The organism is Streptomyces sp. NPDC002853, assembly GCF_053591915.1.
In genome coordinates this window covers 396,625-416,055 of the sequence record NZ_JBSFUS010000002.1, presented here as the reverse complement: position 1 = coordinate 416,055, position 19,431 = coordinate 396,625, and the positions used below count along the sequence as shown (strand labels likewise).

The 19,431-nt window shown below is 67.8% G+C and carries 16 protein-coding genes and 2 pseudogenes; 11 read left to right on the top strand and 7 right to left on the bottom strand.

The window, feature by feature from the left end; genetic code table 11:
• Positions 1–69 precede the first annotated feature (69 nt).
• From ACWD02_RS06420 to ACWD02_RS06405, 4 genes are all read left to right on the top strand, one after another.
• Positions 70–951, top strand: coding sequence for a shikimate dehydrogenase (locus ACWD02_RS06420; protein WP_451205083.1), 882 nt, complete (start codon positions 70–72; stop codon positions 949–951).
• 109 nt (positions 952–1,060) lie between these two features.
• Positions 1,061–2,794 (top strand): FAD-binding protein, encoded by a 1,734-nt coding sequence (locus ACWD02_RS06415; RefSeq protein WP_451205080.1) that lies wholly within the window; start codon positions 1,061–1,063, stop codon positions 2,792–2,794.
• A 674-nt stretch (positions 2,795–3,468) separates the two neighbouring features.
• Positions 3,469–4,425 (top strand): threonine/serine dehydratase, encoded by a 957-nt coding sequence (locus ACWD02_RS06410; protein ID WP_451205077.1) that lies wholly within the window; start codon positions 3,469–3,471, stop codon positions 4,423–4,425.
• 416 nt (positions 4,426–4,841) lie between these two features.
• Positions 4,842–5,150, top strand: coding sequence for a hypothetical protein (locus tag ACWD02_RS06405; protein WP_447047160.1), 309 nt, complete (start codon positions 4,842–4,844; stop codon positions 5,148–5,150).
• 534 nt (positions 5,151–5,684) lie between these two features.
• Here the strand turns inward: ACWD02_RS06405 and ACWD02_RS06400 are convergent.
• From ACWD02_RS06400 to ACWD02_RS06385, 4 genes are all read right to left on the bottom strand, one after another.
• Positions 5,685–6,221, bottom strand: coding sequence for a dihydrofolate reductase family protein (locus ACWD02_RS06400; RefSeq protein WP_451205074.1), 537 nt, complete (start codon positions 6,219–6,221; stop codon positions 5,685–5,687).
• Between the two features lie 346 nt (positions 6,222–6,567).
• Positions 6,568–7,344 (bottom strand): SDR family NAD(P)-dependent oxidoreductase, encoded by a 777-nt coding sequence (locus tag ACWD02_RS06395; protein ID WP_451205071.1) that lies wholly within the window; start codon positions 7,342–7,344, stop codon positions 6,568–6,570.
• A gap of 157 nt (positions 7,345–7,501) precedes the next feature.
• Positions 7,502–8,260 (bottom strand): SDR family NAD(P)-dependent oxidoreductase, encoded by a 759-nt coding sequence (locus tag ACWD02_RS06390; RefSeq protein WP_451205069.1) that lies wholly within the window; start codon positions 8,258–8,260, stop codon positions 7,502–7,504.
• A 140-nt stretch (positions 8,261–8,400) separates the two neighbouring features.
• On the bottom strand, positions 8,401–8,658 hold the full coding sequence (locus tag ACWD02_RS06385) for an Atu4866 domain-containing protein (protein ID WP_451205067.1): 258 nt from the start codon (positions 8,656–8,658) through the stop codon (positions 8,401–8,403).
• Positions 8,659–8,798: 140 nt separating this feature from the next.
• Here ACWD02_RS06385 and ACWD02_RS06380 point away from each other — a divergent pair, with 140 nt between their 5' ends.
• Positions 8,799–9,638 (top strand): helix-turn-helix transcriptional regulator, encoded by an 840-nt coding sequence (locus ACWD02_RS06380; RefSeq protein ID WP_451205064.1) that lies wholly within the window; start codon positions 8,799–8,801, stop codon positions 9,636–9,638.
• A 42-nt stretch (positions 9,639–9,680) separates the two neighbouring features.
• Here ACWD02_RS06380 and ACWD02_RS06375 read toward each other — a convergent pair whose 3' ends face one another.
• Positions 9,681–10,088, bottom strand: a complete 408-nt coding sequence (locus ACWD02_RS06375; RefSeq protein WP_451205061.1) for a hypothetical protein — start codon at positions 10,086–10,088, stop codon at positions 9,681–9,683.
• A gap of 618 nt (positions 10,089–10,706) precedes the next feature.
• Between ACWD02_RS06375 and ACWD02_RS06370 the strand changes: the two genes are divergently transcribed.
• Positions 10,707–11,213 carry a DinB family protein gene (locus tag ACWD02_RS06370; protein WP_451205059.1) on the top strand — a complete coding sequence of 169 codons (507 nt, stop codon included), beginning with the start codon at positions 10,707–10,709 and terminating at the stop codon, positions 11,211–11,213.
• A gap of 545 nt (positions 11,214–11,758) precedes the next feature.
• Here the strand turns inward: ACWD02_RS06370 and ACWD02_RS06365 are convergent.
• Entirely contained in the window at positions 11,759–12,691 is a 933-nt protein-coding gene (locus ACWD02_RS06365) for a LysR family transcriptional regulator (protein WP_451205057.1), read from the bottom strand.
• 72 nt (positions 12,692–12,763) lie between these two features.
• Here ACWD02_RS06365 and ACWD02_RS06360 point away from each other — a divergent pair, with 72 nt between their 5' ends.
• Positions 12,764–13,363, top strand: coding sequence for a short chain dehydrogenase (locus tag ACWD02_RS06360; protein WP_451205054.1), 600 nt, complete (start codon positions 12,764–12,766; stop codon positions 13,361–13,363).
• 186 nt (positions 13,364–13,549) lie between these two features.
• Here the strand turns inward: ACWD02_RS06360 and ACWD02_RS06355 are convergent.
• A pseudogene (locus tag ACWD02_RS06355) lies at positions 13,550–14,244 on the bottom strand (IS5 family transposase); the annotation flags it as partial.
• Between the two features lie 121 nt (positions 14,245–14,365).
• Here ACWD02_RS06355 and ACWD02_RS06350 point away from each other — a divergent pair.
• The 4 genes and pseudogenes from ACWD02_RS06350 to ACWD02_RS06335 form a co-directional block, all read left to right on the top strand.
• Positions 14,366–14,856 (top strand): annotated as a pseudogene (locus ACWD02_RS06350) (IS5 family transposase); the annotation flags it as partial.
• Between the two features lie 54 nt (positions 14,857–14,910).
• Positions 14,911–16,089 (top strand): hypothetical protein, encoded by a 1,179-nt coding sequence (locus ACWD02_RS06345; protein ID WP_451205899.1) that lies wholly within the window; start codon positions 14,911–14,913, stop codon positions 16,087–16,089.
• A 749-nt stretch (positions 16,090–16,838) separates the two neighbouring features.
• Positions 16,839–17,462 carry a hypothetical protein gene (locus tag ACWD02_RS06340; protein WP_451205051.1) on the top strand — a complete coding sequence of 208 codons (624 nt, stop codon included), beginning with the start codon at positions 16,839–16,841 and terminating at the stop codon, positions 17,460–17,462.
• A 383-nt stretch (positions 17,463–17,845) separates the two neighbouring features.
• Positions 17,846–19,342 carry an alkaline phosphatase family protein gene (locus ACWD02_RS06335; RefSeq protein WP_451205048.1) on the top strand — a complete coding sequence of 499 codons (1,497 nt, stop codon included), beginning with the start codon at positions 17,846–17,848 and terminating at the stop codon, positions 19,340–19,342.
• Positions 19,343–19,431: the final 89 nt, after the last annotated feature.

The following is a 19,431-nucleotide window of genomic DNA, read 5'->3' as shown; positions in this document are numbered from 1 at the left end:
GCTTCACGCCACAGCCACGCCCTGATATTGATAACGAACTAGATAGTTCATAGCGTGCGTGGAGTGGTCATGACTCAGAAGTCGTACCTCTTGGCTCTCATCGGCACGGGCATCAAACAGTCCCTGAGCCCGGAACTGCACGAGCGCGAAGCTCGTCGGCACGGCCTGCGGTATCTCTACCGGCTGCAGGACTTGGACCCGCCTGCCGACGAGCGCAGCGAACGGCTGGGCGAGCGCATCCGCCATGCCCGGATGTGCGGCTTCTCAGGGCTGAACATCACCCATCCCTACAAGCAGCTCGTGATCCCCTACCTTGACCAACTGTCCCCTGCCGCGTCGCGGGTGGGGGCCGTCAACACCATCGTCTTCGCTGCGGACGGACGCGCCGTCGGCCACAACACCGACATCGCGGGCTTCGCCGCCGCGTTCCGCCGGAACATGCCACACGCCAACGCCGGGCGCGTCGTGCAGCTGGGAGCGGGCGGCGCCGGTGCGGCAGTGGCGCACGCCCTGCTGGATCTTGGCGTGCACCGTCTCATGATCACGGATCCGCACCTCGACCGCGCACGAGACCTCGCCGAGGCACTCAACGAACACGCCGGAGCCGACCGGGCCCAGGCCTGCACCGCGACGGAGGGCGACACCCTTGTGGCCCACGCCGACGGGCTGGTCAACGCCTCGCCCGTGGGCACCGAACACGCCCTGCAACTGCCCCTGCCCGAGACGTCGCTGCACTCCCGGCTCTGGGTCGCCGACGTCAACTACCACCCGCTGTGGACACCACTTCTGCAGAGCGCCCACGCCATGGGCTGCAATGTCTTCCACGGCGGAAACATGCTGGTGCACCAAGCGGCCGACGCGTTCCGGCTCTTCACCGGCTGCAAGCCCTTCACCTCCCACATGCTCGCCGACTTCGCCGAGATCACCGCTGACATTCAGGCCCACACCTGACCCCACCCCACCCTGCCGCCCCAGTCCCTGTCGCACGGCGCGGACCGTCGGCACTCCCTCACTCAGGACGGGACATGACGTACCAGCCCGCACGCCAAGGGCCACCTGAATGAGAAAGGCATGCCCTCGCATGACGGACAGTTGGGATCACGAGACAGATCTGCTTGTCCTTGGATCCGGCGCGGCTGGCCTCGGGGCGGCAGCCGTTGGCGCCCAGGAAGGCCTTGGCGTCCTGGTGCTGGAAAAGACAGAGTGGCTCGGCGGGACCACCGCCTACTCGGCGGGCACCGCCTGGATACCGGGCCACCGCCACCAACAGGACCCCGCGGCCGACACCGAAGCGGCCCGCGGCTACCTCGACACCCTGATCGGAGACCGTGCCCCCCGATCCCTGCGCGAAAGCTACCTCGCTCACGGACCCGAGATGCTCGACTACCTGGACAAACAGCTCGGCGTGGGGTTCTGGCACTCCAGGGCCGTGGTCGACTATCACCCCGAAATACCCGGATACGGCGTCGGCCGTGCCCTGGAACCACACACGGTCGACGGCCGCGTACTGGGCCGGGCCGGATTCGCCCGCATCCGGCCCCCAGTCCCGGAGTTCGCCCTCCTCGGCGGCACCCTCATGGTCCGCCGCCCCGAGGCCGACCAGTTGCTCGGCATCTTCAACGGATCGCCGCGCGGCATCGCCCTGGCCTTGCGCCTCGGCCTGCGGTGGGCGCGGGACCGGGCAGCCGGCTGGCCCCGCGGAACCCGCCTGGCCATGGGCAACGCCCTCGTCGCACAGCTCTACCGGCAACTCCTGCGGCGCCGGGGGGACATCTGGTTCACCGCCCATGCCACAGAGCTCATCGCCGACGCCACGGACTGCGTGATCGGCGCGGTCGTCTCCCATCAGGGCCGCACCCTCCGCATAGGCGCCCGCAACGGTGTCGTCCTGGCCACCGGCGGCTTCCCCGCCGCCCCCGAACTGCGGTCCGCCCATCTCCCCATGCCTACACCGCACCACACCCGGGCAGTCGAGAGCGCTACCGGCGACTCCTTCGCTCTCGCCCGCGCGGTAGGCGGCACCCTCGGCGCACCTGATGGCGACAACGCCCTGTGGTTTCCCAGCTCCATCGGCCGCCGCCGGGACGGTTCCCCCGTTGTCTTCCCGCACATCTGGGACCGGGCCAAACCCGGCATCATCGCCGTCGACGCGGCCGGCCGCCGCTTCACCGATGAGTCGGCCTCCTATCACCACTTCGTGCGCGCCATGTACAGGGGCCAGGCGTCCAGACCCACCATCCCCGCGTGGCTGGTGACCGACAGCCACGCACTGAAGAAGTACGGCCTCGGCTTGGTCCGCCCCCACGCCGGCCGACGCTCCCTCGCGCGACACATCGCCTCTGGTTACCTGTGTACGGGGCGCACGCTTCACGACCTCGCCGCCGCTGCCGGCATCGACGCCCACGGCCTCGAGCGCACCGTCGCCGACTGCAACCGCTCCGCGCGCACAGGCGCCGACGAGTATTTCGGCAGAGGCAGCAGCCCTTACGGGCGTCAGTTCGGTGATCCGGACCACGCCCCGAACGTCAACCTCGGCCCGATCGAGAAAGCCCCCTTCTACGCACTCACGGTTGTCCCCACACCGTTGGCCACCTCACTGGGCCTGCGTACGAATGCGAAGGCGCAGGTCCTCGACGACGATGACGAGCCGATCCGCGGCCTCTATGCGTGCGGTAATGATGCCGGTTCCATGGCGGCTTCGGAGTACCCCGGGGCAGGCTGCCAGATTGGTTCCGGTCTGGTCTTCGGTTACCTTGCCGCACGTCACGCGGCAGCCGTCGAAGAAACCAGGTGATGTGCCGCTCTCAGCGCGACCCGCTTTGGGACCCGGCGCCGCTCGGCTCAGTACAGGATGGTGCGGTACCGCGCGGCGTGCTCGCAGAGGGTGCGCAGGCTCGCTGTGGCGCTCGGACTGTCCACCGGCTCGATCCGCCTCCTGAATGCCGGTACAGAGGCCCCCGCGGCAGGCCCGGTTGAGCCGGGACCGGGCGGTGCCCAGTGGGGTTCCGGGCGACTCGGCGCCCTCGCCGTAGTTGAGCTCGGCCCAGGCCACGATCAGCAGCACGTGCCGGGCACCGGGGGAGAATCCGGCGAGCTTCCGCGAGCTGCGTATGCGCCGCCGGGGCCAGGGCGCGGCCCTTGGCCTGCTCCCGCCCCAGGACTCGACGATGTGACCGGCTCCGGGGCGGGCCAGCGACCGCAGCGATGTCACCTCAAGGCGGCGCTGCTTGCCGATGAGACTGGCGGCGATCGCGTAGAGCCGAGGATCGGCGTAGTCGCGAGTTGGGTCGCGGCGGGCCCGCGAGCGGCAGGCGGTGGCCTCCGGTTGCCCGCGTGATCTGGTGTGCGCACCCCCTGTTGTCCGATCGGACGCAACCGGTTGATGTACCCAATGCCCTCGGCACAGGGATCGATCGCCCGCGTAGTGTGCACAGGGATACGGCGTGCGAGACATCCGGGAGGGGCGCCATGATCGGTGTTGAGGACTTGGAAAGTGCGGCGGCGCGGATCGCCGGGCACGTGGTGCGCACTCCCACGCTGCCCAGCCCGGGGCTGAGCGCGTTGCTGCGGGTGCCGGTCACGGTCAAGCTCGAATTGCTGCAGCGCACTGGTTCGTTCAAGGCGCGGGGAGCCGTCGCCAAACTGCTGGCGATGAGCGACGAACAGCGCTCGGCCGGCGTGGTCGCCGTGTCCGGCGGCAACCACGGTGTCGCCGTGGCGGAGATGTCGGCCGCGCTGGGTGTGCGTGCCACGGTGGTGATGCCGCGCACCGCACCGGCGCGTTCGGTGCAGGCTGCGCGAGCCGCCGGAGCCGACGTACGGCTGACCGCCACCATGGCCGAGGCCTTCGCGCTGATGGAGCGGCTGGAGGCGGACGGGCTCACGCTGCTGCACCCGTTCTCCGATCCGGTGGTCATTGCGGGGCAGGGCACTGTGGGGCTGGAACTGGCCGCTGACGCCGGTGAATTGACGGACGTCCTGGTTTCCATCGGCGGGGGTGGTCTGATCGCCGGCGTGGCGGCCGCGCTGCGGGCGCGGCGGCCGGGCGTGCGTGTCTGGGGTGTGGAGACCACCGGTGCCGACGCGATGTCCCAGGCGCTGGCCTGCGGTGGGCCGGTCGAGGTGGATGTGGACTCACGCATCACCACGCTGAGCGCGCCCACCGTCTCTCCGCTGACGTACACCATGGTGCGTGACCTGGTCGACGAAGTGCTGGTCGTGCCCGAGGCGGAGGCCTACCAAGGCGTGCTCGAGCTGGCCGAGCACGCCAAGGTATGGGCCGAGCCCGCGGCGGGCTGTCTCCTGCCGGCCGCCCGCCGCGTGGTGGCCAAGACTGGCGACGAGACCCGGCTCGGCCTGGTGATCTGCGGCGGCAACGCCTCGGTGGAGGACGTCACCGCGTACGCGGGAGCGGCCCTCTCCTGAGTTTTGTCGGCGTGATGTCGGGCGGGCTGTCAGGCGCTGTCAGTCGCGGTTCGCCGCGGGCGACGTCCGTGTGGTGGTGGCTCAACAGCTGCGGGACAGTGCGCGTTCGGTGCAACGCCGGCGCCGCGTCTGGCAGGACGGCCGGGGGTGAGGTCCTGTGTTCCAGGAGCTCGGCGGTCCTGCCCAGTTGAGCGACCTACCAACCCGCCCCCCCCGATAGGCGCCACACGACGAGCGTTCTCGCCACCGTCGAACTCCTACAGCCTGCGAACGATCTTGCTGGGGTCTGAGAGCACGAGCGCTCCGCTCAGTTCGCCGCCGTCGCGCGATGAGATCCGTCAATATGGTTTCAGGCACGGCTGATTGGCCTCAGGATTGACGCAGACACCACCGGCTGCACGAGGGAGTGGAATCGCATGGTGCTGGCAGCGGAGAAAGGCGACATCACCACGATCATCGGGGGCATCGCCCCTGACTGGGGGCCCTTCGGAGCACTCGGCACCGAGGCGAAGACGATGATTCAGGTCGTCATGGCCGTGGCCATCTTGCTCTGCCTGGCGCTCGCGATCTGGGGCGCCGCCAAGCAGCGCATCGGCGCCACCGCCCTGCGCGACACTTTCAGCGCCGAGCAGGGGAAGGGGCTGATCGTTGCTGGGCTGACCGGAGTCTTCATCATCGGCTCCCTCGGCACCGTCTTCACGATCGTCTACGGTATGGCCGTCTGACTCAGCTGACGTCAACCCGGCCTTCGGAGGGCGGAGTCGACGGCAGACCCAGCAGCTCCGACAGCCCGCACGCCCGTGGCCCACTGCCCAAGCTGATGTCCGCTCACCAGACGGACGCCGCCCTGGCGGGAAGCCCACAGAGCGTCGGACTGTACGAGCCGCTGCTGACGACGATTCGGATCATTCCCCCGAGCACCCAGCTGCCGCGCTTCTCGCAACAGAGCCCCGGATATACGACGCCTCTTCGAATCCGGCCGGCACGGGGCAGATTCCCACCTGGGTGCGGCCCTGTGTGCCGCGGCCCGAGCAGCCGAGACCGCCCCTCACGGTGCCTGTAGTGGGCTGCGCGGTGCGGGATAGGAGCCGGGTGGGGCGCTGGTGGGCAGTCCCAGGAAGGTACTCGTAGAAGGACCGCACGGCCGCCACACGTAGCTGGACGGTCGTCTTCGCCAGTCCCGTCTCCGGATGCAGCGGCGCCTTCGCTGATCGCCGGCGGGACGGTCGAGCATGTCCCGATCCAGGGGGCGGCCGTGCCTACTTGCGCACGTAAAAGCGCAGCATGGTGACCCCGCCCGACTGGACGTTGCTGAACGGTTCCAGGTCGATCCGGTCGAGGCCCGGCGGCGCGAAGCGGACGCCGTCGCCGAGCAGCACCGGCAGCACATACACCAGGATCTCGTCGACGAGGCCGCGCTGCAGGCACTGGGCGGCCACGTCGGCGCCGAGGATCTCCAGGTTCTTGTCGCCGGCGGCGTGGCGTGCCGTGGCCACAGCTTCCTCGATGTCGCAGGTGAGGAAGGTGACGTTGGGGTCCGGCTCGTCTGCCGGGCGGTGGGTGAGGACGAACTGCGCCCCGCCGTCGTAGCCGGTGTTCTCATCGGACATGCGCTTGCCGACCTCGTACGTGCCCCGGCCGATGAGCATGGCGCCCGTGGCCGCCATGACCTCTGGGAACGTCGCCGCTGACATGTGCTCGAAGATCCAGTCCATCGTGTGGCCGGGACCGGCGATGAACCCATCGAGGGACATCACCCTGTTCACGACCACTTTGCCGGTGTTCGCATCCGTCATGCGTCTTCTCCAAGCAGATGTAGGGCCGGGATCGCATCGTAGGTCGGCAAGCAGCACATTCTCCGGCGATAGCCACGAACTGGGCCTGTCCAATGACGCCTCGCCAACCGGGTCCGCCGCCTCGAACAGCGCCTCGGCGAAGGGCTCGGCGGGCAAGTCTGGCGCGAGGTGGCCATCGGCGGCCACGACCTCTCAGGAGCCTGTCGCAGGTCACGGCTGAGTAGACGTTGCGGGGCGAGTTGAGGGCGTTAGGGGAATTAAAGCGCTGCGCGCCTCACCGCTACCTCGCCCGGCGTAACCGCTGAAGACCAGGGTAGCGGGCTGTGCCTATCAGAGTCGTGCGGCGCTATACCGCGGTGAAGCCGCCGTCAGCGGCGATCACGGCTCCGGTGATGAAGCTGGAGCGTGGTGAAGCCAGGAAGCACAGGACCTCGGCGATCTCTTCGGGCTGCGCGACTCGGCCCAGGGGTTGGGCCTCGGCAAAGGACGCCAGGTATGAGCGGCTGTCGGGGCGGATCGTGTCGAGGAAATCGGTCTCGATGACGCCTGCGGCGACGAGGTTGGCGCGGATGCCCAGTGGCCCGCCCTCGACGGCGAGCACCTTGGTCAGTTGTGCCAGAGCGCCCTTCGACGCGCTGTAGGCGACGCCTTCGGGCAGGGCGACGGTGCCGGCATAGGAGCCGGTACTGACGATGGCGCCGCCGCCGCGCCTCGTCATGGCCCGGAAAGCTTCGCGGGTGCAGAAGAAGGCGCCGCGGGCGTTGACCGCCATCACGGTGTCCCAGTCCTCGGCGGTTGTTTCGGTGATGGGCTTGTTCAGGGTGCGTCCGGCGTTGTTCACCAGGATGTCCAGTCCTCCGAAGGTGGCCAAGGCCGATTGCACCGCGCGGGCGGCGGTCTCTTCTCGCGTGATGTCGCCGCGCATCGCGAGTACGCCGGGGAATTCGTCCGGCAGCGTCGTGATGTCGGAGCGTAGGTCGACGGCGACGACGCGGGCGCCGCGGGCGTGGAGAAGCGACACGGTCTCCTTGCCCACGCCGCGCGCGGCCCCGGTGACGAGGGCGGTCTTCCCGGCGAACTCGGTGAATTCGGATGCTTCGGTGGACGCGGTTGCCGGTGTCATGGTTGGTCCCTGGAGAAGGTGAGTGTGAGGTCGGGCGCCGGTGCGGGCTGCCTGAAGCCGTGCAGTGCGTGAACGGGGTGGGTGGGCCACGTCGTTGACGCGCTCACGGGGGCGGTGTTCGAGGCAGGCCGTCGGTGTCGTCGTGCGGCTGGGCTGATCAGTGCGCGGTGAGGCCGCCGTCGACCACCAGCTCCGAGCCGGTGACGAACGAGGAGTCGTCGCAGGCGAGGAAGAGGATCGCGGGTGCGACCTCGTCGGCGTGGCCGGGCCGGCGCATGGGGGTACGCCGGATGTCCGGCTGCTGGTCACCCTGGTCGTCCAGGAGGTCCTGGATCATCGGCGTGGCGATCACCCCGGGATGCAACGAGTTGACGCGTACTCCTTGCTCGGCGTATTCGACTGCGGCTGTCTTGCTCAGCAGGCGTACGGCCCCCTTGGAAGCTTGGTAAGCCGCCGCCGCGCCGCTTCCCACCAGGCCGAGCACGGACGAGGTATTGATCACCGACGCGTTGCCGCTTGCACGCAGGAGCGGCATCGCCGCCTTCATGCCGAGCCAGGTGCCTTTCTGGTTCACGTTGATGACGCGGTCCCACACCTCTTCCCGCGTGTCCTCGATACCAGGCCAGTCCACGATGCCGGCGAGGTTCACGAGCACGTCCAGCGTGGCAAACCGGTCGCGCACGAGGGTGATCACGTCGTCCCAGTCCCGCGCGGAGGAGACATCGAGGCGGGCGGCGACAATCTCCGTGCCGCGTGCCTCCAGCCGCTCGGCAAGATCTCGCAGCGGGCCTTCGGCGACATCGGTGATCACCAGTCGGGCGCCTTCGCGGGCGAAGAGTTCTGCGGTCGCTGTGCCGAGGCCGCCGGTCGCGCCCGTGATCAGCGCGACCTTGCCGTCGAGTCGTTGTCGTGTCATGGATAGGGTCCTTGCTTCTCGTTGATGCTGGCTGACTGCTGTGTGGGGCTCATGGATGTGGGGGAGTCATGGATGGGTCTGCCGGCGGCGGATTCGCCTTTCGGTGACCAGGCGCCGCGGCCCGGCCTCCTCTACGACGACTACCGCTCCCGGTGGAGCACGAGGTGCTCGTGATGGAGCACTCCGTCCCGGATGTCGCCCGTGGCGGTGAACCCGGTGTCGTCGACGTAGTCCAGGTGGCTGCCGGTCACCGTGTACCGGCCGGTGTACGCGCGGCGCCGCTCACCGCGGGCCTCCACATAGCGGCCGTCCGGCAGCAGCTCCTGACGGATGTGACCATCCGCGGTCACCCACACCCCGACCACGTCGACGCGGTCGCCCTCAACGGTCCCGGCCATGGCGGACTCCTCTCCTCAAACGGTGCGGGGCCTCCCCGCTCCGCCGAGTCTGTGCGGGTCAGCGGCCACGAACCAGGACGCTTGCTGCCTGGACGTGCCACACCCAGGCAACGCACCGGGCATCCGCCTAGCCTGAAAACATGGACGACAACCACCTGGGAGACTTCCTGCGGGCACGCCGCGCCGGCCTGCAGCCACAGGACGTCGGCATGACGAGCTACGGAGCCCGCAGAGTCGCCGGACTGCGCCGCGAAGAGGTCGCCGTCCTGGCCGGCGTGAACGCCGACTACTACACCCGCCTCGAACAAGGACGCGAACGCAATCCCTCAGCCCAGGTGGTCGACGCGCTCAGCCGCGCGCTACTGCTCGACGAGGACGCCCGCGGCCACCTGTACCGGCTGGCCGGGGCGGCGACGCCAAGCGAACAGCCCTCCGCTCACCGCTCAGAGCGAGTCAGCCCGTCCCTGCGACAGCTGATGGACGGCTACCCGAACACTCCAGCATTCGTCATGAACCGAACCCTGGACCTCCTCGCCGTCAACGCATTGGCCGACGCCCTCTATTCGCCGTTCGCACCGGCGGACAATCTGGCCCGCATGACCTTCCTCGACCCCGCAGGCCCCAGCTTCTACACGGACTGGGATCGAGCAGCACAAGCCACCGTCGCCAACCTCCGCGAGGCAACCGGCTTCGACCCGGACAACCCACGACTGCGCGAACTCGTCAGCACTCTCACCGAGCACAGCGCGGAGTTCACCCGCCTCTGGCAATCCCACACGGTGCGAGGCAAAGCACGGGACGCCAAACACTTGCTCCACCCGGACGTCGGCCCGCTCACTCTCACCCATCAAGCATTCGACGTACGCGAGACGCCCGGCCAACAACTCGTGATCTACCACGCCGAACCAGGCAGTCCCAGCGCCCAGTCCCTCAATCTGCTCGGTTCCATCCACGCCACACGGCACCAGCCCCACCGCTGACCAGCCGACGCAAAGTAGAGATCGGCACCAGGGCTGGTGGTGCTAGGGAAGCACGCCAATGGCAGCGCAGCCCACCACTGCGGCCGACAGGTCCACGATAAGCAACGCGTTGCACTGCCGCCGCTCTGCACTGCCGGACGGAAGTACCATCACGGCCGTCTTCCGGCCGGATGGATGCACTGCAGCAGTCCATTCGATCCGGATGCACCGGAACAGCAACGCGGCGCCCCACCGCCGCAGCAGCCAACGTCCGTACAACACCCCCAGCAAGCCCAGGAGGAGCAGGCCGGCCACCGACATCACCACCCGCGAGGCGGCGTCGTCGGCGATCAGCACCGCCGACCAGAGGAAGCGCAGCCCCAGCACGATACCGATCACACCCGGTATGGCCGCAGCAGGCATAGGCCCGCGGACACCCTCACGCCAGAGGAACACGAGCAGGAGGACCATGGCAGTCACTGACACCCAGATCCCGACAAGCCCGTATCCGTAGCCCTCCGGGCATGGCTTCGCGAAGCGACCTCCGCACCTTTCGGCTGTTCCGGCCAAACCCCAAAGGTCAATGAAGAGCGTCGCAGCCCCGCCCCACGCCAGGGCGTTCAAGACAAACAGGGCAACGCCCCTACTTGAAACACCCTGCCTGGACGTTATTTCACTACTCATGGCGCCCCCTCGTAGGTCCTGCGGAACCTAGCACTGGGCAGAAGCCCAATGGTCAGGGACGGCAAACCACGCCCTATGTCGCGAGCTGACCTCCGTTCACCTGCATCGTCGACCGACGCGGTAGAAGCGTGCGATGCGAGCCGTCTGCACGTCAGCCGGTGGCAGACCTACTTCCACGATCGCTGATCGAACGAAACTTCTAGGCCGCCGCACTTCCGGCTCGCGCAAGGGCACCGACGATCTCTTGTCCACTCCGTGTCTTCTGCCCGGTGGTGCTTGGGCGGTACGACCGCGTGGGCCGCATCGATCTCGCCGGCGAGGCCCGGCTGTACAAGGGGCCGGTGGCGCAGGTTGGGTCGATAAATAGGTCGACAGCGGGCATGGTGGCTGGGGATGCTTCGCGCGATGACCAGAATCAACGACACGCCGCCCGCATGGGACGAACGCACCCAGCTCACTACCTTCCTCGATTACACACGGGAAACCGCCCGCGCCAAGTGCGACGGTGTCTCCGCGGCGAATGCCCACAAGGCGCTTCTGCCGGGTTCACCACTGATGACCATGAGCGGACTGATCAACCACCTGCGTTGGGTCGAGTACTACTGGTTCCAAGTGGTCTTCCTCGGCGAAGAAGACCGGGCCCCCATGACGGATGAGGACCCTGACCGCGAAATGCGGATCGCCGTTGACTTCCCGCTCACGCAGTTGCTCGACGAATACGCCGAACAAAGCGCCCGCTACCGCGAACTGGTCGCGGAAAACGACCTGGACAAGCAGGCCGTGGGAACCATCCGCAACGGCCTGCACGTCGACCTGCGCTGGATACTCCTTCACCTCACCGAAGAGACAGCCCGCCACAACGGCCACCTGGACATCTTGCGCGAGATGCTCGACGGCACGACCGGCAACTAGAACCGGCGGAGAGCGCGGGCGAAGCCAGAGTCGGATCGAGGCAAGTGCGACGGTGGCGTGGACGATGGAGCAGCGCTTGTCGAACCGCGGGGCACGGCCAGGAACTCTTCGACGCGTTGGTCGTCCGCTCGGCGCTGTTCCTCCGCTTGAAGATCGTTTTGTCGAAGCCTGCGGGTCGGCCGCCGTTGCTGCCCCTTTCGTTGCCGGTTGCTCCGCGGGTTCCTCCGTTCGGGGATGGTGTGTTTGATCTGGCGTCGTCGCAGGCAGCGGCGGCCGCTGCGGGAGGAATACGCCTTGCCGCCGCTGGTCGGGCCGTTTGCGCGGGTGTCTGCCACCGAGGCCGGCAGGACGGATGCGCTTCATGGCCGGGTTAGGTTACGGAGTCGCCCCGTTGGTCCGGCGTGATCAGCAGGGCTAGGCAGTTTCGTTTGGATCATCCGACCGTTGGCCGGGGTATGCCGTTGTCTGACACTTTGGGTGCGGATGGAGCCCCTTGATGTGGCTATGAGCTGCTCGCGGGCGGTCCGGGCGTGAGTGGCTGGTGCTCACGGGGCCTTCGATCCCTCAGCGTTTTCGCCGTGGTTGAGGCTGAAGGGCGGGGTGCTGGTGTCGAGAAGCCGGGCGAAGTAGTCGCGCGCGAACTGTGCGAAGGCGTGTGCTCGCGGGTGCGGATCGGTGGCCCTCCAGGCGAGGGCCACCTCCACAAGCGGAGAGTCCTCGATGGGCCGGTAGGCCACGTCGGGAGCCTGGTGGTTGTAGGTCGTGGCTTCTGCGGTCACGCCCACGGCGTCGCCGACGGAGATCCGGGTCAGCCATTCGTCGGTGTTGGCCACGCTGATCATGTGCGGATTGTGGCCGGTGTGGTCCCAGAGGTGGTCGGTCACCGTGGGTGCGGTCGCGCAGACGGCGACTGAGCCCTCCGCCAGCTCGGGCAGCGTCGTACTGGTCTTTGCCGCACGGGGGTCCTCCACCGCGATCGCCGCAACCAGCCTCTCCGTGAACAGCGTGGCCGCCGCCAGGTCGGGCATCGGTTCCGGCGAAGGCGATGTCCTGCGAACGAGGGCGGCGTCGATGGCGCCGCGCCGGAGAGCCGCTACAGGGTCGGGTGGGCGGCTGAGTTCGACCGCTCCTGCGTGGGCCCGCTTCCATTCCTGGAGCAGCGGCACCGTGTGGCGGCCGAAGCCGGCCCAGGCCCAGCCGAGCCGCAGCGGGGCCTCGGTGTGGCCCAGTGTGTCCAGTGCGGTGTTGAGGGACGCGAGCAGTTCTCGCGCGGTCGCGGAGAATTGGCGTCCGGCCGGGGTGAGGGACATCTCCCGGGTGGTGCGTTCGACCAGCCGTGCCCTCGTGATCTCTTCCAGTTGATTGATCGTGCGTGACAGGGTCGGTTGCGTCGTGCCCAGCAAGGCCGCGGCGGTCGTGAACGTGTTGGAGTCGGCCAGGGCGACCAGGGCGCGCAGATGCCGCAGCTCCACATCCATACGTTGAGCGTATAACAGGTGGTGCGTCGGCGTATTTCCCTCCAGGAGACCCCGGTGTCTAGCGTCGGGGGTATGCGAATCATTGTCGTAGGTGCAGCAGGTAAAGCAGGCCGGGCCGTCCACGAGCTGATGGGGGCGCGGGGCCACGAGATTGTCACCGTCGGCCGGACGTCCGGGGATGTCCGCTGCGACATCTCCGACCCGTCGCAGCTGGCGGGGATGTGGGAGCGGGTCGGGCAGGTCGACGCCGTCGTCTCGGCAGCCGGGGAGGTGCCCTACGCGCCGCTGGCCGATCTCGGCTGCGAAGACTTCGAGTCGGCGTGGCAGCAGAAGGCGCTCGCGCAGATCAATCTCGTCCGCACCGGCTTGGACCACGTGTCCGAACGCGGCTCGTTCACGCTGATCAGCGGGATCCCCTCGCGCGATCCGATCGTCTCCGGGGCTGCCGCGGCGACCGTCAACGGCGCGATCGAGGCATTCGTCCGCGCAGCCGCGATCGAGATCGCTCCCCGGCGGATCAACGTGATCAGCCCGTCGGTGTTCACCGAGAGCCTGGACGACTTCGGCGACTTCTTCCCCGGCTTCGCCCCGGTCGACGTGGCCGATGTCGCACGCGGATTCCAGAAGGCGGTCGAGGGCGCCTCGACCGGGGAGGTCATCACGCTGCCATGACCGCACATCGCCGGGCCGCCGTTGCGGCCTACATCGCTCTGGGCATGATCTGGGGCTTCAGCTTCCTGTTCATGCACATGGCCGCACCGTTCATCAGCCCGGCGCAGACGACGCTGCTGCGTGTGGCGCTCGGCGTCGTCCCCGTCCTGGTCTTCGCCCTGGGGACGCAGTCGCTGGCATGGTGGCATCTGCGTCACTCGGTCTGCCGCCTGCCTGTCCGCGCCGCCGCCGGTTGGCCTGCTGGTCGGCCCGCTCCGGGATCACCGCCCGGATACCGCGTCCGCGTAGGTGGTCGCGGATCGCGCGGGAGGAATACGCCTTGTCGGCCAGGACCAGGTCTGGCCTGGTGCGGGGCCGTCCGAAAGGGCGGGGAACGCGCAGGCGGGCCATGACATCCCCGAAGGCGGGTGCGTCTCCCGCCTGGCCGGCGGTGCGGACGAACGCAAGTGGCCGACACTGGCCGTCGGCCGCGAGGTGGATCTTCGTGGTCAGCCCGCCGCGGGACCGGCCGATGGCGTGATCGTCCGGCTCACCGACCGGAGCCCCTTTTTGCGGGCCCCGGCCGCATGCTGGTGAGCCCGCACGACCGTGGAGTCCACCGAGGCGGCCCAGCTGACGTGTTCGTTCGCATCAGCCTGGGCCACCAGGGCGGTGAACACCCGCTCCCAGGTGCCGCCGACGGCCCACATCCGCAGGCGGTTGTAGACACCTCGCCATTTGCCGTACTTCTCCGGCAGATGCACCCACTTGGTACCGGTCTGGAACTTGAAGGCGATCGCGTCGATCACCTCACGATGGTCCCGCCAGCGGCCACCCGGCTTCGGCGTCCTGTCCGGGAGCAACGGCTCGATCCGCGCCCACTGCGCATCAGTCAACGGCACACCCGGACCAACGACCAGCTGATCCAAACGAAACCGCCTAGCGGGCGACGTCCTCCCTTACTGGCTCTAATAAGAACAGTTGATTACGTGACGTTCGGCTTGTCGGTTCGTTGGTCTGAGTGTGGGTAACCGTCAGCCGCGACCGTGGATCGTGTCGGACGAACTGTGGTCGCTCATCGAGCCGTTGCTGCCCGAGCCTGCCCCGAAGCTGGCCAAAGGCAGACCGCGGGTACCGGATCGGCAGGTCCGGTGCGGGATCCTCTTCGTCCTGCACACCGTCATCCAATGGCAATCTCTGCCCCAAGAGCTGGGCTTCGATCGGGTATGACCTGCTGGAGACGTTTGGCGGCCTGGAATGAGGCCGCCGTTTGTGGGACCGTCTGCATGCGGTGCTGCTGAAGGAGTTACGGTCGAAGGACAGGCTGGACTGGTCGCGGGCGGTGGTCTGCTCCTCCCACGTCCGGGCCGCTCGGCGGGGCCCTAAAGCGGTCCAAGCCGGGTCGATCGCGCCCGGCCCGGCAGCAAACACCACCTCGTCGTCGACGCGTGCGCCATCCCCTCGAGGTCTTGCTGACCTTCGGAAACCGCAACGACAGCACCCATCTGCTGCCGTGCCGCCCCATGGGCGATCGTCGAACCCGGAGCGAAGCACAGCTGGAGGCCACAATGTCCGAATATCAGCACTATCAGTTTCTTGCGGTCGACCGGCCCTTGACCGATGAACAGGTCGCCGAGATCCGCACGTTGACCACCCGCGCTGCTCTCACCCGCACCACGTTCCTGAACACCTACCAGTGGGGCGACTTCAAGGGCAGTTGTGACCAGCTCATGGAGCAGCACTACGACGCCCACCTGTACTTCGCGAACTGGGGCCACCGCAAGGTCATCCTGCGGTGGCCCGCCGAGCAACTCCCGTTGCACATAGCCGAGCAGTACTGCACCGGCGAATCCGCCGAGGCCCGCCAGCACGGCGGCCACGTCCTCATCACGCTGGTCTCCGACGACGAGGACGCGGAGCTCGACGACTTCAACGACCTCTTCGACTTCGAGTACTACGGAGACACCGGCCGCGACGAGGAATGGCTTCCCTCGATCGCCGAGGCCCGTCTCGACGTTGCGGCCGGGGACCTGCGCCTGCTCTACCTGGCCTGGCTGCACTGCCTCAACAACAACGACCTCAACGACGCCGATGCCGAGCCCACGCTCCCCGCCGGCCTCGGCGACCTTCCGGACTCTCTCACCGACCTGGCTGCCTTCCTGCGCATCGACCCCGACCTGATCACCGCAGCGTCCGCTCCTCTGCCGCACACTGATCCTGGGCCCACGCGCGCCATGTACGAAGCCTGGGTCAGCGGGCTGCCGCAGACGGACAAGGACGCCACCGTGGTGCGCCTCCTCCACGACGACGATTCCCATGCCGCCGCCGCTGAACTGCGCCGACGATTCCGCCTAGCCCATCGGGGAACCCCCTCTGGCAAGGCCGGCCGCACTGTTGGCCAACTGCGAGCCGCCGTGTCCGCGGTGACCGCCGAGCGCCTCGGCCGCGAAGCGCAGGAAGAAGTCGAACGCGAGGAAGCCGAACGTCGAAAGGGGCATGCTGCCCAGCAGCTTCGGCTCGCCGCCATCCGCGACGATCCAGAGGCCGCGTGGAGCCGTATCCACGAGCTGATCGCGTACCAGAAGGGCCGCAACTACCCCACTGCTGTGCAGCTGCTGGGGGATCTGTCCGCGCTCGCCGATCGCGACGGCACCACCGAGGCTTTCGCCGAGCGGTACCGCGCACTGCGCGGGCAGCACCGTACGAAGAGGGCCCTGCTGCGACTGCTGGACGCGGTCGACCTGTGAACCGCCCGCCGACTTTGTTGTGGAGGGTGAAACCCCTGGTCCCAGGGCGGCGTAGCGTCTTGAACAGCTCCGCACTCTCGGCAAGATCGCACTGACAGGCTGTCACCGACGCCCAGAAGCATGATCGGCTTCACGGCAATCTTGGAAGAGCCGAACGTCTTACAGCCCCCGTGGCGCAACCCTGGGGAAGAGGTACGGGATCTCGTGAGGACGGGGCCTCTGCCATCAGAGACCGTGTTTGCTCGTCTGCCGTCTCTGTGGTCTCGTGTTGCTGTGCGCACGGGGCGCCAACAGGTCCGGTGGAGGAACAGCAGGGCCAAGGGCATGCACGCCAGGGCGATGGGCCTGGACGCGCAGTGTCCATCAGTAGACGATGGACACGATCTGGCGGGCGGCCGAGTACAGCGGTTCCGATGACAACACGGACGGTCCGGCCCCATGAATCTCACCGTGAACAGAGATCGTATGCGAGACGCTGTCTCCTGCCTGGTGAACCAATGAATCGCCCCAGCCGGGCCGGAAACTTCTTGAGACCTGGAGCGGTTCCCCGATGTCACTCGGACGATGCCCGAGCAGTCGTCCTCCAAGAACCCTGATCGCAGTAGGACTCTGCCGCACCTCTGGAAGGTCCACGCCGACCTCCTGCTTCTGGATGAGGGAAAAGCGCTGGCTGGGCAGGCTCCGGACTGCGATCATCGGGTGTTCTCGGAGCGCGGGGCGTGGTTCTGCCGGGCATGAAGGAGTTGTCTGTGCGCGGCACGGTTGCACTGATGTTCGTTGTGGGGTCGGTGTTAGCCGTGACGGCGTGCAGCGCATCACCAGCTCCTCAAGCGCCCCTCCCTGCGGCAGCGCTGCGGCGCGCGCTGCCTGCTGCCGATACCCTTCCCGGTTTCAAGGCCACAGTGCAGAAGGTGCCTTTGCTGGAGAAACAGGACGTCGTGAGGGCGGATAGGGCTGTCTGTCGGCCGATAGCCGACATGATGAACGTGCGCCCCAAGCATCCCCGAGAGGCGATGGTGTGGGCCACGCTCGATGGCGCCCACACACCTGTTAGGGGGAGTCTGGCCCTCTCCAGCTTTCCTGGTGACGAAGCCGACGCCTGGATGAACGAGCTCAGGGCGGCACGCACCGATTGTGCGGAGTTCACCGCCACGTCGAAGCGTGGCTGGGCGTTCCGGTTCACGGTCAAGCCGCTTCCTGCCGTGGCGGCGGGTGACGACTCGGTCGCCTACATCCTGACCAACACCCAGGCCCCGGGCGGCAAAGGCAACAGCATCACTATGGTGCGGACCAAAGGGGTGCTCGCCACCTATCTCCTTGAGGCCAGTCCCGTGCCGTGCCGCTTTCCGTGGCCCGTAGGCAGCACGAGGTAGTGCGGCACGTATCAAAGTGATTGTTCGGCAAGTGGCAGGCGCAGGTCGCTCGTTGCGTCGTGTGGGGGTGTTCCCTTTGCGAGGGTCGGGCATCGCTTCCGCCGCCGTCCGGGTGGTCCGCCGGCCGCCGGGCCTCTCGCTCCAGCCTGCCCATTGCGGCACTCCGACGGACGATCGCACATCGGGGGGACGCTCGGCTCCGGAGGGCTGCGCGGACGCCTGGAAGTTGGTCATCAGAAGCTGACCGTTGCCGGAAACTTCATCTGAACTCTCTGGACCGGCGAAGTCTCATCGCGGAAAGGTAACGGGTCTGGACCCATGCTGAACTCCCCGTCAAACAAGGGGAGTCGACTGCGCTCTTGTCGCCTCTAGGGAGAATTCTCATGTCTGCTGGCCCCTCACGCCGGTCGTTCCTGATCGCCACAGCAGCTCTTGCCGCTGCCTCCGGTCCGCTCGCGGCGGGCACCGCGCGGGCTGCCGCCCGCACCCCCAAGGTTTTGGTCATCGGGCTCGACGGCGCCCTGCTCGGCCGGATCAGGGACGCCGACGCGCCGAACCTCGACGGCCTCATGGCGAGCGGACTCACCTCGGCCAGTTCGCTCTACTCCAACCCGTTGGCGCCGACGCTTTCCGGTCCCGGTTGGTCGACGATCATCACCGGTGTGTGGCCGGACAAGCACCTCGTCAAGGACAACGCATTCACCGGCAACGCCTTCGCCCGGTACCCGGATTTCCTCACCCGGATCGAGACGGCGAAGCCCTCCCTCTCGACGTACGCCGTCGCCTCCTGGACGCCCGTCACCACGACCATCTTCTCCTCGAAGGTCGACACCCGAGTGTCCACGCCCTCCGCCGAGTACGACACCGGCACCACGAGCCGTGCCGTGGCGGAGTTGCGCAGCGGCAACCGGGATGCGGTGTTCGTCCACCTCGACAACATCGACCACGCCGGACACAGCGACGGCGCCGCCAGCAGCCAGTACCTGGCCGCGATCCACGACGCGGATGCGCAGGTCGGTCAGATCGTCGCAGCGGTCCGGTCTCGTCCCACCTACGCGTCCGAGGACTGGCTGATCATGATCACCACCGATCACGGCCACACCGACGCCGGCGGCCACGGCGGTTCCAGCGCCCCCGAGAGGGAGACCTTCCTCATCGCCAGTGGTGGAGGCATCACCGCCGGCTCCACCCGCCACGACATCAAGATGCCCGATGTCGCGGTCTCCGCCCTCGCCCACCTCGGCATCCCGGTCGACCCGTCGTGGAACCTCGACGGCCGCCCCCTCCAGCAGCCGGCTCCGGACGCGTTCGACGCCCTGAGAAGCCGGTTGGGGACCCGCGTCGACGAGACGGGAATCGGCGCCTCTGTCCTTGGCTTCACCCGCACGCCCCCGACCGGATGGAGTGTCGACAACAAGGTGATGGGCACCGGCGGCGTGGCCGAGTGGCGCGGCTGGAGCTTCACCACCGACGAGTTCTGGACCGCTTCGGAGAGGGGACAGGGGCGTGAGAACAACATCCGGGCTCGGAACGTCTTTGCTGTCGCCGACGGCGACGAATGGGTCGACAAGGCCTACGGCGGCACCTTCGACTCCACCCTGGTCACGCCCGCATGGCCGGTCAAGGGCGGCTCGACGGCGGTGCTGCGCTACACAACGTACTACCGCCATGAAGCTCCGCAGAAGGGCGAGGTCCTCGTCGCCTACGACGACGGAACTCCCGTACCCGTGAAGACATACACCGCCGACACCTCGTCGAGGGCAGAGAGCATCACGCTCCAGGTGCCGGCGGGAGCGACCACCGCGCGCATCCGTTTCCGCTACACCGGGGGGAACAACTGGTTCTGGACCGTCGACGCCGTGTCCATCACGGCCTCTTGACCGCGGGGCCCCGCGTCGTGGGCTGGGCCTCGCGGCCGTGGCGGGCATCCGACTCCGTACGCGCGGCCGACATCACACTGCCTGAGAAC

Excerpts from the sequence above, each read along its gene's own strand:
- ACWD02_RS06370 (WP_451205059.1), top strand. The coding sequence starts at position 10,707 with ATGACCAGAATCAACGACACGCCGCCCGCATGGGACGAACGCACCCAG.
- ACWD02_RS06335 (WP_451205048.1), top strand. The coding sequence starts at position 17,846 with ATGTCTGCTGGCCCCTCACGCCGGTCGTTCCTGATCGCCACAGCAGCT.
- ACWD02_RS06345 (WP_451205899.1), top strand. The coding sequence starts at position 14,911 with ATGTCCGAATATCAGCACTATCAGTTTCTTGCGGTCGACCGGCCCTTG.
- ACWD02_RS06410 (WP_451205077.1), top strand. The coding sequence starts at position 3,469 with ATGATCGGTGTTGAGGACTTGGAAAGTGCGGCGGCGCGGATCGCCGGG.
- ACWD02_RS06420 (WP_451205083.1), top strand. The coding sequence starts at position 70 with ATGACTCAGAAGTCGTACCTCTTGGCTCTCATCGGCACGGGCATCAAA.
- ACWD02_RS06390 (WP_451205069.1), bottom strand. The coding sequence starts at position 8,260 with ATGACACGACAACGACTCGACGGCAAGGTCGCGCTGATCACGGGCGCG.
- ACWD02_RS06400 (WP_451205074.1), bottom strand. The coding sequence starts at position 6,221 with ATGACGGATGCGAACACCGGCAAAGTGGTCGTGAACAGGGTGATGTCC.
- ACWD02_RS06380 (WP_451205064.1), top strand. The coding sequence starts at position 8,799 with ATGGACGACAACCACCTGGGAGACTTCCTGCGGGCACGCCGCGCCGGC.
- ACWD02_RS06395 (WP_451205071.1), bottom strand. The coding sequence starts at position 7,344 with ATGACACCGGCAACCGCGTCCACCGAAGCATCCGAATTCACCGAGTTC.
- ACWD02_RS06405 (WP_447047160.1), top strand. The coding sequence starts at position 4,842 with ATGGTGCTGGCAGCGGAGAAAGGCGACATCACCACGATCATCGGGGGC.
- ACWD02_RS06365 (WP_451205057.1), bottom strand. The coding sequence starts at position 12,691 with ATGGATGTGGAGCTGCGGCATCTGCGCGCCCTGGTCGCCCTGGCCGAC.
- ACWD02_RS06385 (WP_451205067.1), bottom strand. The coding sequence starts at position 8,658 with ATGGCCGGGACCGTTGAGGGCGACCGCGTCGACGTGGTCGGGGTGTGG.
- ACWD02_RS06360 (WP_451205054.1), top strand. The coding sequence starts at position 12,764 with ATGCGAATCATTGTCGTAGGTGCAGCAGGTAAAGCAGGCCGGGCCGTC.
- ACWD02_RS06415 (WP_451205080.1), top strand. The coding sequence starts at position 1,061 with ATGAGAAAGGCATGCCCTCGCATGACGGACAGTTGGGATCACGAGACA.
- ACWD02_RS06375 (WP_451205061.1), bottom strand. The coding sequence starts at position 10,088 with ATGGTCCTCCTGCTCGTGTTCCTCTGGCGTGAGGGTGTCCGCGGGCCT.